Annotated in this window: 13 protein-coding genes; 8 read left to right on the top strand and 5 right to left on the bottom strand. The window is 56.5% G+C overall.

Annotation, left to right across the window (positions count from 1 at the left end):
* Positions 1-23: 23 nt before the first annotated feature.
* The 7 genes from G6L28_RS18415 (at position 24) to G6L28_RS18385 (ending at position 8,713) form a co-directional block, all read left to right on the top strand.
* Positions 24-1,679, top strand: coding sequence for an ABC transporter substrate-binding protein (locus G6L28_RS18415; RefSeq protein WP_174065283.1), 1,656 nt, complete (start codon positions 24-26; stop codon positions 1,677-1,679).
* A gap of 29 nt (positions 1,680-1,708) precedes the next feature.
* Positions 1,709-2,710, top strand: coding sequence for an ABC transporter permease (locus G6L28_RS18410; RefSeq protein ID WP_174065282.1), 1,002 nt, complete (start codon positions 1,709-1,711; stop codon positions 2,708-2,710).
* Positions 2,707-3,552, top strand: a complete 846-nt coding sequence (locus G6L28_RS18405; RefSeq protein ID WP_174065281.1) for an ABC transporter permease — start codon at positions 2,707-2,709, stop codon at positions 3,550-3,552. Before G6L28_RS18410 ends, G6L28_RS18405 begins: the two co-directional genes overlap by 4 nt.
* On the top strand, positions 3,531-5,249 hold the full coding sequence (locus G6L28_RS18400; RefSeq protein WP_174065280.1) for an ABC transporter ATP-binding protein: 1,719 nt from the start codon (positions 3,531-3,533) through the stop codon (positions 5,247-5,249). The genes G6L28_RS18405 and G6L28_RS18400 overlap by 22 nt, the downstream gene beginning before the upstream one ends.
* Positions 5,250-5,428: 179 nt before the next feature.
* Positions 5,429-6,532, top strand: coding sequence for an LLM class flavin-dependent oxidoreductase (locus G6L28_RS18395; RefSeq protein ID WP_174065279.1), 1,104 nt, complete (start codon positions 5,429-5,431; stop codon positions 6,530-6,532).
* Positions 6,533-6,618: 86 nt separating this feature from the next.
* Positions 6,619-7,797 (top strand): acyl-CoA dehydrogenase family protein, encoded by a 1,179-nt coding sequence (locus G6L28_RS18390; protein WP_174065278.1) that lies wholly within the window; start codon positions 6,619-6,621, stop codon positions 7,795-7,797.
* Between the two features lie 352 nt (positions 7,798-8,149).
* Complete coding sequence (locus G6L28_RS18385; protein ID WP_174065277.1) at positions 8,150-8,713, top strand: hypothetical protein; 564 nt, start codon at positions 8,150-8,152, stop codon at positions 8,711-8,713.
* 6 nt (positions 8,714-8,719) lie between these two features.
* Here the strand turns inward: G6L28_RS18385 and G6L28_RS18380 are convergent, their stop codons facing one another.
* The 4 genes from G6L28_RS18380 to G6L28_RS18365 all read right to left on the bottom strand — a co-directional run bounded on the left by G6L28_RS18380 (position 8,720) and on the right by G6L28_RS18365 (position 12,492).
* Entirely contained in the window at positions 8,720-9,421 is a 702-nt protein-coding gene (locus G6L28_RS18380) for a response regulator transcription factor (protein ID WP_234902644.1), read from the bottom strand.
* A gap of 5 nt (positions 9,422-9,426) precedes the next feature.
* Entirely contained in the window at positions 9,427-11,055 is a 1,629-nt protein-coding gene (locus G6L28_RS18375) for a sensor histidine kinase (protein WP_174065275.1), read from the bottom strand.
* Between the two features lie 39 nt (positions 11,056-11,094).
* Positions 11,095-11,724: a L,D-transpeptidase gene (locus tag G6L28_RS18370; RefSeq protein ID WP_174065274.1), complete on the bottom strand. Its 630-nt coding sequence runs from the start codon at positions 11,722-11,724 to the stop codon at positions 11,095-11,097.
* 132 nt (positions 11,725-11,856) lie between these two features.
* The gene (locus G6L28_RS18365) at positions 11,857-12,492 is read right to left on the bottom strand and encodes a TetR/AcrR family transcriptional regulator (RefSeq protein WP_174065273.1); all 636 of its coding nucleotides are present in this window, start codon (positions 12,490-12,492) and stop codon (positions 11,857-11,859) included.
* A 145-nt stretch (positions 12,493-12,637) separates the two neighbouring features.
* On the opposite strand from G6L28_RS18365, the gene G6L28_RS18360 reads away from it, so the two are divergent.
* Positions 12,638-14,674, top strand: a complete 2,037-nt coding sequence (locus G6L28_RS18360) for an NADH:flavin oxidoreductase (protein ID WP_174065272.1) — start codon at positions 12,638-12,640, stop codon at positions 14,672-14,674.
* Between the two features lie 193 nt (positions 14,675-14,867).
* Here the strand turns inward: G6L28_RS18360 and G6L28_RS18355 are convergent, their stop codons facing one another.
* Entirely contained in the window at positions 14,868-15,830 is a 963-nt protein-coding gene (locus G6L28_RS18355; protein WP_234902639.1) for an aminomethyltransferase family protein, read from the bottom strand.
* Positions 15,831-15,945: the final 115 nt, after the last annotated feature.

Here is a 15,945-nt window from a genome sequence, read left to right as displayed (position 1 = left end):
CGATTTTCTTTCAGGATTGCATTATGACAAGACGTCTCTCTTCCTTGATTTTCTCCCGGCGCAAACTGCTGTTCACCGCCTCTCTTGCGGCTTCCGCAGCGCTCTTTCTCTCAACGACAGCGCCGCTGACAGCTGAAGCAGCAGATGCGCCGCGTGAGGGTGGCGACATCACGTTCCTCATCGACTCTCTGGGCGATAACTGGATTCCAAACAACAGCGCAATCTCCAGTTTCCAGGGCCACATCTGGGGCCATGTCGCGGATAAGCTGCTCTATGTGGATGCCGAAGGTAACGTCAGCCCTTGGATTGCGGAGAAGTGGGAGCAAAACGACACTGCCACGGAGTTTACGCTTCACCTTAAAAACGGCGTGACCTTCTCCGATGGCGAACCGTTGGATGCAAAGGCAGTGGTTGCCAATCTCGATATCTGGTATGCGGGCCGCAAGAACGAAGGCATCAATCCGATCGGCCTGTTCCCAAAGACCTATGACCGCGCCGAAGCCCTCGACGCCACCACCGTCAAGGTCTATTTCAAAAAGCCCACATTGGGATTCATCCCGACGCTTGGATATCACGGCTCTATTCTTATTTCGCCAAAAACACTTTCTCAGCCGGCCACCGTGCAGGCGGATCTTGGCAAGACGTCCGGAAGCGGCCCCTATGTCGTGGAATCCTGGAAAGAAGGCGACCACGTCACTCTCGTAAAGCGCAAGGACTACAACTGGGGTCCGGCGGCTGTGGGGCATACAGGGCCTGCCTACCTCGACACCATCACCTACAAGCTCGTGACCGAGCCATCGCTCCGCGTTTCCTCAGTTCAATCCGGTCAGGCTGACGTCGCCTACAATGCATCGCCCCAAGAATTGAAATCGCTAAAGGAAGAGGGTTTTACGGTTGCGACGCCTCGCTATCTCGGTTTCGTAAACGGCTGGGCCATCAACACCAAGCTGTCACCCTATGACGATGTGAAGGTACGCCAGGCTCTTCAATCCGGCATCAATCGCCAGGAAATCATAGACACAGTCTATACGCCTGACTGGAAGTTTCCAACCTCCTTCATTCAGAGCAACGTTCCGGGAGCTACGGATCACTCTGATCTTCTGGCATACAATCCCGACAGGGCTGAAAAGCTTCTGGACGAGGCAGGCTGGAAGAAAGGTGCCGATGGCTTCCGAACCAAGGATGGCAAGACGCTTGAACTGACGCTTCATTCGACGCCTTATCTCGCAACGTCCAAGGCAATAGACGAGCTCCTATCTCAACAGCTCGCCAAAATCGGCTGGAAAACTGTGATCCGGGCTTACGACGTCGTAACCTTCGGTGAAAAGGTGAGATACGGCAGCCCTACAGTGCCAGCATATGACATCACACGCAGTTTCATCGATGCAGGCACCGTGGCAGGAATTCTCACCAATGCCAATAACGGAGAGAACTGGTTCGCACTCGATGATCGCGATACGACACTGAACAATCTGCGCGATAAAATCTCCAGCGCGGGTTCCGTCGAGGACCGCAAGCCGCTTCTGGATGAATTGCAGAAATACGTACTTGAGCAGGGCTATTTCATCCCGCGTACGCAAATCGTCCAGCGCATCTATGTCCAGTCTCCAAACCTCAAGGGCGAGGTCTACAACGGCGTGGCCTATGCCAGCTACTACACCGCCTACCTCGCCGAATAGGATTTGAACCCCATCAAGGAGGTGACGGCATGAGCAATGCCTATCTAACCTACGCCGCAAAGCGGCTCGGCCAGGCGATTGTCGTCATCCTTCTGGCCTATGTCTTCACATTCGTGGTCGTCAGCATTCTGCCTGGCGATCCGATAACCAGCGTGCTGCGCAACCCGCAGAATGGCTTTACGGAACAGGCAATTGCCGAGATCATTGCGGCGCAGGGGCTGGACCAGCCGATCATCGTGCAGCTCTGGCATTCGTTGTCTGCGTTTCTTACCGGCGATCTCGGCATGTCTATGCGCTCCAATCGACCAGTCGCGACACTGATTGCCGAAGTCCTGCCGTCGACGCTCATTCTTGCTGCGTCCGGCCTGGCGGTCGCCCTTTTGCTGGCTTTTGCAGTTGCCTACGGAACGCAGGTTCTGCCGAAGAAATATGGGCAGGATGTGCTTCGAGCCTTCCCATCTCTCTTTCTTTCGACGCCCAACTTCGTCATCGGCCTTTTTCTGATCCACCTGTTCGGTTTTCAGCTCAGGCTGTTTCGTGTCATCGAGCCAGACAGCTTCTGGGCTACGTTCTTCGCCGCAATCACAATCGGCATTCCTTTTTCGGCGCAAATTGCGGAAGTGCTGATTGCCAATCTGGATCATGAGGCGGAGCAGGATTACGCGGCGGTTGCCCGAAGCCGAGGGATCACGCCACGGAAACTTTTCACCACCCATCTGTTGAAGCCCGCCTCGCTGCCGGTCGTCACCGTCATCGCGCTCACCGTTGGAGAATTGCTGGGCAACTCCCTGATCACCGAAACCGTTTTTGGGCGCACCGGTATTGGTAGCCTGGTACAGCGTTCGGTCAGCACGCAGGATCTGCCGGTTCTTCAGGCCATCGTCTCGCTCGGAGCCGTCATCTTCGTGGTGGTCAATCTCGTTGCCGATCTTCTTTATCCGCTGCTCGATCCGCGCGTGAAGGTGATTGTGGGCCGCAAGCGGCGGCAACTTAATGAACCACTTGGCCTGCAGACAGGAGCAAAGCCATGAGCCTCATTTCTAACCCTGTCTCTATCGGCAGTCCTCTCGAAAAGCTCAGATCGCTGAACCTCACGCCAGCCGTCGTCATATCCTTCGTGGTGATCGCAATCGTCATCGCCTGGTCGGTCGCGCCTCAGCTTTTCACCAGTCATAGCCCCATCAGCGGCGTTCCTGCTGACAAGTTGCTTGGGCCGAGTCTATCACACTGGTTCGGTACGGATCATCTGGGACGCGACCTCTACACGCGCGTTGTCTACGGCACGTCTTCATCGGTTTCGAGCGCGTTGGTCGCCGTTGTCATCGGGGTCGTGGTCGGCGGTCTGATTGGACTTTTGGCCGGATTTTTCGGCGGCTGGGTCGATGTGGTCTTCGCCCGCCTTGTCGACGTGCTGCTGTCGATCCCCAAATTTCTGCTTGCCGTCATTATCGTGACTGCAATCGGTTTTGAGACGATCAACGCAGCCATCGCCACAGGGATTTCAGCCATTGCCTTTTTCGCCCGCGTCGCGCGCGCCGAAGTCATCAAGACACGGCAGGCGACCTTTGTTGAAGCCTCTTTCCTTCTCGGCGGTTCGCGCAGCTTTATCGTGCTGAGACATGTGCTGCCGAATGCATCCCGCTCGATGTTGTCACTTGCCGTACTGCAATTCGGCGAATCCATTCTCGTCATCGCAGGCCTTGCCTTCCTTGGCTACGGCGATCCGCCACCCTCCTCCGACTGGGGCCTGCTGATTTCGATCGGCAAGGACTACCTGAAATGGCCCTGGCTCGTTTATGCACCCGCGCTCGTTACGATCGTGACCGTCCTCTCTGTCAACAGGATCAGCCGATGGCTTCGCAAATCGCACTGAAAAAAGCGCCCGCCACAACCGAATTCGTGGCTCCCTCACTCAGCCCAGCCGTTCCTCTGCTGAACGTGCAAAACCTTTCTGTCTCTTATGGTCGGCAGGAAGTCGTCCATAATGTCGGCTTCGAAATCGGACGCGGTGAGAGCCTTGCTCTGATTGGAGAATCCGGGTCGGGAAAATCCACCATTGCCAAGGCCGTCCTGCGGCTTCTCCCGAGCGGCGCGACCGCAAGCGGTCAGGTCATATTCGAGAAACAGGAAGTTCTCGGTCTATCGGAAAGACGGTTCCGACCTTATCGCGGTCGAAACATTGGTTTCGTGCCGCAGGACCCGGGCAACGCCCTGAACCCTGTCCGAACAATCGGCTCTCAGGCACTTGAGGCCGCCGCACTCACCGATGAAGCAACTCCGGCGCTCCAAAAGGCGCTTATCCTCGAAACATTTGCCAAAGTCGGCCTCGACAATCCTCAGCGCACCTTCGATTCATACCCGCACCAGCTCTCAGGCGGAATGCTGCAACGCGTACTGATTGCGCTCGCTATTCTGCCTCGGCCAGCCCTACTCGTGGCAGACGAGCCTACCTCCGCTCTCGATGTTACCATTCAGAAGCGGATTCTCGATCTGCTATCGCGATTACAGGAAGAACTCGACATCAGTCTGCTGCTCATCACGCATGATCTCGCTATTGCGGCAGAGCGCGCCGATAGTCTCGTCGTCCTCAAGAACGGTGCCGTTCAGGAGGCTGGGCGCACGTCATCCGTCTTCTCATCGCCCTCCTCGACTTATGCCCGGAAGCTGCATGGTGATGTTCCCGCACTCAATCCGAACCGTTATGCCAGGCTCCGCGATCCCGGGTTCAGCCGCTCCGCAGATCCGGCTGCGCTAAAAATCGCGGTAAAAGGCATCACCAAGCGATTTGCCGTCGATGGCAAGATATTGACCGCGGTCGACGATATATCGTTCGATGTCGCCGCTGGCACGACCCACGCACTGGTTGGAGAATCCGGCTCAGGCAAGACAACGACGATACGTTTGCTGTTAGGCCTGGAGGAGCCGGAAGCTGGCTCGATCAATGTCGGTGGAGATACCGTCACGAGCAAAAGCCGCACGTCTCTTCGCTCCGTCTGGCGACATTTGCAGCTGGTATACCAGAACCCCTTCACCTCACTCGATCCATCCTGGAAAGTCGAACAACTCATTCGCGAGCCCCTTGATCGATTCAAGATCGGTACGCCTGCACAACGTACGAGCGCGGTGAAGGAAGCAATTGCGAATGTCGGTCTCAATGATCACTTGCTGCAACGCAGGCCTTCCGCGCTTTCGGGCGGGCAACGGCAACGCGTGGCAATCGCACGTGCTCTGGTTTTGAAGCCGGATGTCATTGTTCTGGATGAGCCGACCTCAGCACTGGATGTCAGTGTTCAGGCAGATATTGTCGAGGTGCTGCTATCTCTTCAGGCAAAACTCGGCTTGACCTATGTCTTCGTCTCACATGATCTCGCGCTGGTGCGTCAGCTTGCGCACACTGTTTCCGTAATGCGGCAGGGTCGCATCGTTGAGCATGGAAGCGTGACCGACATCTTTACCAATCCAAGGCACGGCTACACTGCGGCATTGCTGGCATCTATTCCGTCAGGCCTCGCCACGGTCCAGTTACCCTCACCAAAGTTGCAACGCGTTCCCGACACAGAGCGAGCGTGATGATCTGGCGGGGCATCCGGCCCCGCCTCTGACCGCTAGTCACCCACCAATTTCAATCCACAGGCGCAGACAGGCAATATTTTCTACATATTCAATAGAAATAGAAAGACCTGTCTTCATCTCTCGTGCTGCAAGCCGTAGTTTCAACTCAACGATTTCAGAAACACCGAGGAGCCACCATGACTGCGGAATTCATCAGCGTCAGTTTTGCCAACGCGTCCAATGACTTGCACCCTATCCCGGATGCTCCGGTCGATCCGCTTTTTCTCGAGCGTTACGCAAGGGCGCTGGATGACTACGGGTTTAATTACACGCTCATCCCCTACTCCTCTTCCTCCTTCGATCCCTTCACTCTTGGCGCGACGGTTCTGGCGCATACCAAGAACATCAAGATCATCGTCGCGCTGCGTCCCAACACCGTGTACCCAACGGTTGCGGCTAAGTCTCTTGCGACACTGGACCAGTTAAGTGGTGGACGGGTAGTGGTCCACTTCATTGCAGGTAGCAGTGACGAGGAGCAGGCACGCGAGGGCGATTTCCTGAACAAAGAGCAGCGCTACGAGCGTCAGGAAGAATATATCCGCATTCTGCGCCTGGCATGGTCATCGACCGAGCCCTTCGATTTCGATGGCCAGTACTATCAGTTCAAACAGTTCCGCAGTGCGTTGCGTCCAACCAATGGGCACATACCGATTTCACTTGGCGGCTCTTCCGATGCCGCCTACCGCATCGGCGGCTCGCTCTGCGATATCTTCGGACTTTGGGGTGAGCCGCTCAAGGAGACCAAGGAGCAGATCGATCGCATCTATGCGGAAGCTGCGAAAGCAGGTCGGGTGGACCGCCCACGCATTTGGGTGACCTTTCGCCCGATCATTGCGGAAACCGACGAACTTGCCTGGGAAAAAGCGCATCGCGTTCTCGACCAGTTGAACGCGAACCGCCAGAAAGGCGTATCCCGTGCGTCTGTCAATGCGGCGACACCCGCCAATATCGGCTCCCAACGACTTCTGGACATCGCGAAGCGGGGCGATGTTCACGACCGGGCGCTGTGGTATCCAACAGTGACAGCCACGAATGCAAGCGGCGCAACGACTGCACTCGTTGGATCGCCCCGCACCATCGCCGACTCCATTCTCGATTACATCGATCTCGGTTGCGACCTGATCTCCATCCGAGGTTATGACAATTTCCACGATGCTGTCGACTACGGTCGATATGTCCTGCCTCTCGTGCGCGAAGGAATCCGTGAACGCGAAGAAGCGAAAAAGAAGGCCGCTGCCTGATCCCCGGCGTCCGGTATCTCAACCGGGTAGTCTCCCAATCGGAAAAGGCGACGATACTGCGCCGCCATCTAAAAGGTCGTAACTACATGTCTTATGATCCTACCGCACTTGAAGCTGCTGTGCGTGTTGTTGCGAGGGCGGCGCCAGAGGCGGATCAGACCGGTCACTTTCCCTGGACCGGCATTCGCGCCGTCCACGAGGCGGGTCTTCTCGAAAGCACCGTTGCCACGCAATACGGCGGTCCTGGCGGTACGCTCAGCACAGCAGCACATATTCTTGCAGCACTTGGGCGCGGTGATCCGTCGGTTGCGCTTATCAGTGCCATGACGATCTTAAATCATCTGGGTCAGGCCGCAAAAGGGCACTGGCCCGAGGGTCTCTATCGCGAGCTTCTGTCCCAGGCCCGCAACCAGCCCCTGCTTTTGAACGCGGCGCGCGTGGAGCCGGAACTCGGTTCGCCCGCGCGCGGCGGCCTGCCTGCAACACGTGCGCGCCGCACCGCCAATGGCTGGGCAATTTCAGGCAAAAAGCGTTTCGTGACGGGCGCTTATGGTCTCACACATTTCCTCGTCTGGGCGCATACGGATGAGGTTCAGTCCCGCGTCGGTACCTTCGTCGTTCCAAACGGAACGCCGGGGATTACCATTATCGAGAACTGGAAAAGTCTAGGCATGCGAGCGACCGGATCGCACGACGTGGAATTTACGGACGTTGAGATCCCTGCCGAACATGTGCTTGAATTGACGGACCCGACTGCTGCACGACAGGATAATCGCAGTCACGCCGCCATCAACCTTGCATTGACGGCGATCTATCTCGGCGCGGCAGAGGCAGCGCAAGAGGCGTTCATTCGTTTCGCACACGAACGCGTTCCCGCAAATCTCGGTCATTCCATCGCAAAAACCGAACGCTTCGTGGCACTTTCCGGGGAAATAGATCTCCTTGTGTCCGGAGCTCGGCAAATTATCTTCGGAGCACTCGATGGGGATTTGAGCGATGCGGAGCGGGTTATCCGCGCAAGACTTCTTGCGGGACGACAGATACGCGATGCAGTTCAGATCGCGGTGCGGGGCATCGGCAATCCCGGCCTTAGCGAAGATCTGGGGCTTGAGCGTCATTTTCGCGATGTTCAATCCGTCCTCGTCCACGCGCCGCAGGAGGATACCTCCATCGCCATTCTCGGACGCGCAGCTTTTGAACGCTGGAACAAGAACGAAAGCGAAGCGGCTCACTCGCTGAGCCTTTCGATCCGTAAAACGGCCTGAGACGCTAAGCGACCTTCGCTTTTGATGTAACAGAAAGAATTTTCAATGAGTTAAAGCCTGTCTTGCAATGGTGGGCGGCTTTGCAATGAAGACATGCGAACACTAACACGTGTCGCCTAACTCGTTTTTCACGCGACATGCTTTCAAACCTGGCCGTTGGCTTTTCTGCCAGTACCGTTACGTGTACGAGGATAATCCCTTGCTCCGCATGATGGTAATTTCAACGCTTCATCACCGCAGAGAGTGTTAATCGTCCATCCATAATCTGTTCATGAAGCAGCCATGCCACTTACAGCTCCGCAATTCATAGTCCGTTTGTCGCTCAGTTTGAGCAAGCAAACAGGAGAAAGAAATGCGTTTGATCGCAAAAGCGATGACCGTTACCGGAACGGCTCTGCTACTGGCCACTGGTGGAGCAAGCGCTGTCGAGATTCATAACGGATCGATCAGCCAGGACGAGGTTCTATCAACGCAGAAAGCCTGGGGCGATGCACTCGTTGCCATATCGAAGGAGCATGAAGAAAAAGGTGCTGAGGCGGCTCAGGTCATGGCAGCCAATGTTATCGACGCTGCCTATGGGTATCAATTAGGCCCCGTTCTCTTCAAGCCGACGCTAACACAAGAGCCGCAGACATTTAGAACCGATCGAGAAGGGGCGTTGGCCTATTTCGTCGGGCAGAATTCTAAGTACCCTGCCGACACCGGCTTCGCGCTAAAGGGATGGCGTCAGGTTGACGTGAAGAATGCCGCAATCCTCCTCGACGGCGAATATGCAACGACACTTGGCAAGGTGTCATTCACCGACAAGGACGGGAAAGTGACGACCGTCGATAAGTCATGGACCTTCAAAAAGGACGACGCGGGCGTTATCAGGATCGTACAGCACCATTCCTCATTGCCCTATCAAACTAAATAACCGCATTTACCGATTGTGCTCCAGACGGTAGCCAATCCCACGGACGGTCGTGATACAGGAGCGATCGTCCGACCCACTATCGATTTTCGCGCGCAAGCGTCGCACATAGACATCCACGACATTCGTCAGCGGATCTTCGCCCGCGCCCCAGATATTTGCGAGTATCCTTTCGCGGCTCAAAACGCGTCCCGGCGCCGACATGAACAGCTCCAGCAGCGCCAGCTCCTTGGCGGTCAAGCTAATCTCGTTACCAGATACCGTGACGCGCATGGATTCCCGGTCCAGTTCCAGCGCACCGACGGAGAGTGTCCTATCCGCGAGAGGCCGAATATCGACGGGCCGACGCATCAAAGCTTCAATCCGGGCAAGGAGCTCCTCAAAGGCGAACGGTTTGACAAGATAGTCATCTGCCCCCATCCGCAAGCCGGAAATTCGATCATTAACCGAGCCAAGCGCCGTCAACATCAAGATCGGCGACGATATTCCGCTTGCCCTCAGCGTCTGGCACACATCCGAGCCATTGATGATCGGCAGCATGACGTCCAGCAGGATAACACCGCTTTGGCCGGCGGATAGCCATTCCTTCCAAAGCTCATGGGCGCGCTCGATCCCGCTTGGACCGTCTCGCGCAACTGTTACCGCATATCCTTCCGCGCGAAGTCCGCGCTCCAGGAAATCTGCCACTCTGGGGTCATCTTCTATAATCAATAAATTCAATTATGCTGCTCCATGGAAATTTCGGGAACAGCATTGGTCCGATGCAAGGGAAGCCGTAGAGATACGGTGGTTCCCTCCCCGCTTTCGCTGTCAATCGAGATCGTTCCACTGTGTAGCGACACAAGGTGACTGGCTATGGAAAGACCAAGACCTGTGCCTTCCGGACGGTGCCGTCGTGCGTTATCGCCCCGGAAATTGCGCTCGAACACATGCTTGAGATCATCAGTGTCGATACCGATGCCCTGGTCATGGACGATGAGTTCCCAGACCTCCTCACGCATTTTCGTGCGGACGTCTATCTTAGTATTGCGTGGTGAATAGCGGATAGCATTGTCGAGCAGGATAGCGATGATCTGCCGCAATCGAATAGGGTCTCCCAAGACAATGACCTCAGTGTCATCAATGGACGTCACAATGGTCACGCCACATTGATTGGCCAGTGCTGAGGCACTCAAAAGCGCCTCTTCAAGCGGACCTGCGATATCGACTGGCTCCTTGTTCAGCACAAGCGACTCGTTTTGTCCTCGCGACATCAGCAAAAGGTCATCAATCAGGCTGCTCATCTGGCCCGCGGCCTGCCCGATACGCTCGAGCGATCCACGATAGTCATAGTCCGTCTTCGAGCTGCGCAGTGCGATTTCGGCTTCCCCGCGAATGGCGGTGGTAGGTGTGCGAAGTTCGTGACTGATATCGGCAAGCAGGCTCAAGCGACGGCCCTCGGAAGCACGCAATCGCGACAGAGCATCTTCGAGGGCAGCCGTGCGCTCCTTGACCTGCTGTTCAAGAATGAGCCGCTGGTTGGCTTCCTCATTGCGTCTCACCAACAATTCCGACGCCATGCGATTGATGCTGGCAGCAAACCGTCCGAACTCGTCGCCTGTGGTCACCGGAATGCGATGCTCGAGTTTCCCGGATTCGTATGCTTTTGCCCCCTCCAACATCTGTAGCAGCGGGCGGCGAACAGCGTTAGCAACCGCATATGCCAGACCCATGCCGATCACAGCGATGAAGAATGTGACAAATGCCAACACGCGATTAAGTCTCAGCAGCGCCGCATCCGCATTTTCCCTTGTACGGACAAGCTGGGATCGCTCTTGGGAGATCGTATTGTTGAGCACCTCACGAAGATCTCGCCCGGCCCCCTGATCGAAGATTGCCTCGATGGATGCCCACGCCGTGCGCGCATCTTCGGCGCCTGTGTGAGACCTGATATCCTCAATAGCCGGTTTCAACGCAACGACACTGCCGGATATCAGACGCAAGGCGTCATCGCGTGCGTCATCGTCACCTGTCAATGCGTTGGCGCTGCGATCCATCTCGCGGGTATCTCGGCTGATCCGCTGGAGTTGCGCAATAGTTGCGGCCATATGCGCACGCAGCATTTCGCCATCTCCCGGCGCGTGTTCCGCGCCGATCAGCGCACGCAGAGACCATGCACGCAGTCTCTGTTTCGTTGCAGAAAGTTCCAGCATGCCGGAGAGGAGATCGCCGGCATATCGACCACGAATGACCTGTTGCTCTGCCACTGTCGCGATATGACGATTGAGCAGACCCTGGGCGACGATCAGCAGTGCGAGAACAGTAAAGGCAGCAATGAGCCGGATGGTGAAGTCAAGCTGCTTCATCTTTTCCGCCTCGTGCTGCCTGTCTAAACAGCAAAATGGTCATCGGTGGACCGTCACCGGCGTCCCGGCTCTCACCATTTCATAAAGCTGCTCGACATCCTGACGATACATTCGGAAACATCCGCTCGAGGCATTAGTCCCGATGGATGCAGGATCATTGGTGCCGTGTATCCGCAGAAGACCGTCGGCAAGATAGAGCGCGCGTGTTCCAAGCGGGTTTGATGGCCCAGGCCGGACGACCTCTGGGAGCTTAGGGTTTTTCCGGCGCATCTCCGCCGTTGGCCGCCACTCGGGATATTCCTTTTTTGAAACGACCCGGGTCGAACCAACCCATTGCTTGCCCTCTCTGCCAACAGCAATCGGATAGGCAAACTGCTCTCCTGTCGGCGAGGTGTAATAGAGCGTATGCTCACTGGTAACGATGACGATGTTACCGACCGAACCTTGCGCGGAGCGGCGACGATCATACGTGCCACGCTCTTCATAGAATGGAGCACGATCATAAGAGCGCAGCGCGAGCGGCCTTTCGTAATACGTGTCGTCATCCTCGTAAGGAACGCTCTCCCGGTAATCCCCGGGCTGATCATAGTAAGGGTCGTAATATTGCGCTGCGGCCTGAAAAGTTAGAAGCATGTAAAATACCGCGCACCACACGATACCTGATTTCATTTGATCTCCACCAGCAACGCTTACAGTTTACCGACGATTTGCTGCAAATAATGGCAAGCGTAAGGAGCAAGTATCCGTAAGGTCATCCGACGCCGCGAATGATCCCAGCCCGTTATGATCGCGTCACCCCGATCACTCATTCGGCGGTTCGTACCGATGCCTTGCATATAAGCGATCAAGTTCGCGCTGATGCGGGGTCTTGCCGGTGTAGATTTCCACATATTCTGGGATACGCGGCATTCTCGTTTCGAGATCTTCTTGCGACTGCATCGAGATATAGCCGATCTGAACGAGATACATCGTTCTCGATCGCACATCGGCCGACCTCTCGGAAAAGCCATATCGAAGGAACATGTGCTTTAGCGCCTCAAGGCGCTGTTCATCGGCAATTTTCACCTCCGCCTGTACGTCAGGAGACTGGATGGCCCAGCTTCTCACGGCAAATTCGAACTGCGAGTCGAACAGCGATTTGTCCAGCCAACAGTCGAAGACGTTCAGCACCGCCTCGACGATGGATTCCGCATAGGCCTCAGACTGCCTGACAAGGGAGCCCGTATTTTTGTCCCGCCACCGCTCAACGAGGGCGGTCAGCAGCTCTTCGCGATCCTTGAAGAACCAGTAGAAGCTGGTGCGGGAGAGCTTCAACTTTGCCGCAAGCGGCTGGATTTTCACTGCATCTATACCGGAATCCAGCAGAACCTCGTAGGCGGCGTCCAGCCAGCCTTCGGGTGACCCTCTCCATCCGCTTTCATTGACGCTCTGATCCATGGGGAGAATATCTAACGAAGCCGCGGCTGAGGTACAACAAAAATGTACGTAGTCGTCACAATGGTTGACGCCGATGCTTTCTTTATTGACGGTGGTGTACATTTCGAAATAGCGTTCACGTCATTGCCAACGCACGGAGCCGTCAATGTCGAACGATCCCCTTCTTCAGCCGTACAAACTCAAGCATCTGACGCTCCGTAATCGCATCATGGTGACATCGCATGAACCGGCCTATCCAGAAGACGGCATGCCGAAGGGGCGCTATCGCGCCTACACCGTCGAACGGGCCAAGGGCGGGGTGGCGCTGACGATGACCGCAGGATCGGCGGCTGTGTCTAAGGACAGTCCGCCGGTATTCAACAATCTTCTGGCCTATAAGGACGAGATCGTTCCGTGGGTCCGCGAAATGACCGATGCCGTGCATGAGGAGGGCTCCGCCATCATGATCCAGCTCACCCATCTCGGCCGCCGCACGCGCTGGGACAAGGGCGACTGGTTGCCCGTTGTCGCGCCCTCTCACCGGCGGGAACCTGCCCACCGCGCGTCAGCAAAGAAGATTGAGGATTGGGATATCGAGCGGATCATCAAGGATTTCGCCGATGCAGCCGAACGCATGAAAGCTGGCGGCATGGACGGTGTCGAACTGGAGGCCTACGGTCACCTGATCGACCAATTTACCTCGCCGCTCACCAACGAACTCGACGGCCCCTATGGTGGACCACTCGAAAACCGCCTGCGGTTCTGTCTCGACGTCTTTGCCGCCATGCGAAAGCGGGTCGGCGAAGACTTCATTCTCGGTGTCCGCTATACCGCTGACGAGAGCCTGCCCGGCGGAACCGGAAAGGACGATGGCCTAGAAATCTCCCGGCGCTTGAAGGAAAGCGGCCTGATCGACTATCTGAACGTCATTCGCGGTCATATCGACACCGATCCCGGCCTTACCGACGTTATCCCGATCCAGGGCATGGCCAGTGCGCCGCATCTGGACTTCGCAGGCGAGATACGCGCTGCTACCAGCTTTCCTACGTTCCATGCCGCCAAAATCCAGGATGTCGCCACCGCCCGCCATGCGATCGCTGCCGGTAAGGTGGACATGATCGGCATGACCCGCGCGCATATGAGCGACCCGCACATCGTGCGCAAGATCATCGAAAAGCGCGAGGATGACATCCGTCCCTGCGTCGGCGCCAATTACTGTCTGGACCGCATCTACCAGGGTGGCCTTGCCTTCTGCATCCACAACGCCGCGACAGGGCGCGAGGAAACCATGCCGCACATCATCCCCAAGACGGATGTGCGCAAGAAGGTGGTGATCGTCGGCGCAGGTCCGGCGGGTCTCGAAGCCGCCCGCGTCGCGGGAACGCGCGGCCATGAGGTCGTCGTTTTCGAAGCGGCAAGTCACCCCGGCGGTCAGATCCGGCTCACTGCCCAGAGTCATCGCCGCAAGGAGATGATCAGCATCATCGATTGGCGCATGAGCCAATGCGAGAAGCTCGGCGTGATGTTCCGGTTCAATACATGGGCAGAGGCCGAGACGGTAGAGGCGGAAAACCCGGATGTCGTCATCATCGCGACAGGCGGCCTGCCGGATACGGAGGTTCTGACATCCGGCAACGATCTCGTCGTGTCCGCATGGGACATCATCTCGGGCGATGTGAAGCCTGGAAACAACGTTCTCATTTATGATGAAGCCGGTGACCATGCCGCCCTACAGGCTGCCGAAATCATTGCTGGCGCAGGCAGCAAGGTCGAGATCATGACGCCAGACCGCTCCTTCTCGCCGGAGGTCATGGCGATGAATCTCGTGCCATATATGCGCTCGCTGCAAAAGCAGAATACCACCTTTACCGTGACATACCGCCTGAAAGCCGCCGAGAAGCGAGGCAATCAGATCGTCGCCAAGGTCGGCAGCGATTACGGCGGCGTAGAGCAGGAGCGTCTCGTGGACCAGATTATCGTCAACAATGGAACGTTGCCGCTGGACGATCTCTACTTCGAGCTTAAGCCCAGTTCGACCAATCTCGGAGAGGTCGACTACGAGAACCTGATCGACGGCCAGCCACAAATGGTCATGCGCAACGACGCCGGTCGCTACCAACTTTATCGCATCGGCGATGCGGTGGCCGCACGCAACACCCATGCGGCAATTTACGATGCCCTGCGCCTGGTGAAGGACATCTGAGATCGGCTATAAACGGCAATGTCGATGATGACTTTTGAGTTCCTCATGTCTGCAATGTGCTGGACACCAGCTTCTTTCAGGCAAAGGGCCTCCTCGACCGAAACTCAACAAACGGATTCATCGACATTTTGACGTTGGCAAGCTCAACGCCAAACGATCCGCCTTCACGCGGTTTTTCATCGTCGTTTCCTCATTACATCCGGCCACGGAGAGCTTCGGGGTCGTAGGGAGACTCCGCAATCACGCGTGCCTTGCACAGTTTGCCGAGAATTGGCACTTCCAATTCCGTTCCCGGTGCTCCCAAGGCAACCGGCAAGAGAGCAAAGGCGATATCGTGACCAACCGTATAGGCATAGCTGCCGGATGTGATGCGTCCGACCAACTCTCCGTCGTGATAAACACCTTCGTGAATGAGCGAACTCGCGCCATCCGTATCGATAGCGATTGTCACGGAACGCCTGCTCACACCTTTCTGCTGCTGGCGAAGGAGCGCCTGCCTGCCGATGAACTCGCCCTTGTCGAGCCGGATGAAGCGGTCGAGATTGCTTTCCCATGCAGTCAGTTCCGGGTTCATGTCGCGATACATCGCACGGTAGGATTTTTCGAGGCGAAGGAATTCCAGCGCGTGATAGCCGATGAGCCTCAAACCATGCTCCTCACCGGCGGCGAGGATCGCCAGCAGCAATTGCCGCTGATAGGGCAACGGATGGTATAGCTCCCAGCCCAGCTCACCTTCGTAATTAACGCGCAGCACTCGGACATCGGTTGCGAGACCAACTGTGCCGGAGTTGACGCCAAACCACGGGAACGCCTCGTTCGAAAGATCCATCTCAGTCAGACCTTGCAGAACATCGCGTGCCTTCGGCCCGACTACGGTAAAGCAACCGCGTTCGTTGGTAACATTGCGTAGCTGAACGCTTCCGTCCTTTGGCAAAAGCTTCGACAGATCATCAAAATTCCAGCGCTCGGCCCGTGGCGTTGAGATGAGGTAGAAGCTGCCATCCTCAAGGCGCGCCACCACATATTCCGCCTGCACACCGCCAGCCTTGGTCAGATGATGGCTGAGATTGACGCGACCGACCTTCGGAAGGCGGTTGGCGAGAATGCCATCGAGCCACGCTTCGGCACCGGGGCCGGATACTTCGAACTTCGTCATCGGCGTCATTTCAACGTGTGTTTAAGCATGGAATGTTGACCCCTCTGGTGGGGTAATACTTATCCAATTTTGACCCCCTCTGGATTTCATCCGACCATCCGGCTTTTGGCAGCGG

The organism is Agrobacterium larrymoorei (assembly GCF_013322225.1).
In the GTDB taxonomy this organism is placed as follows: domain Bacteria; phylum Pseudomonadota; class Alphaproteobacteria; order Rhizobiales; family Rhizobiaceae; genus Agrobacterium; species Agrobacterium larrymoorei_A.
The sequence above is the reverse complement of the archived record's forward strand: the minus strand, read 5'-3'. Positions and strand labels throughout refer to the sequence as shown.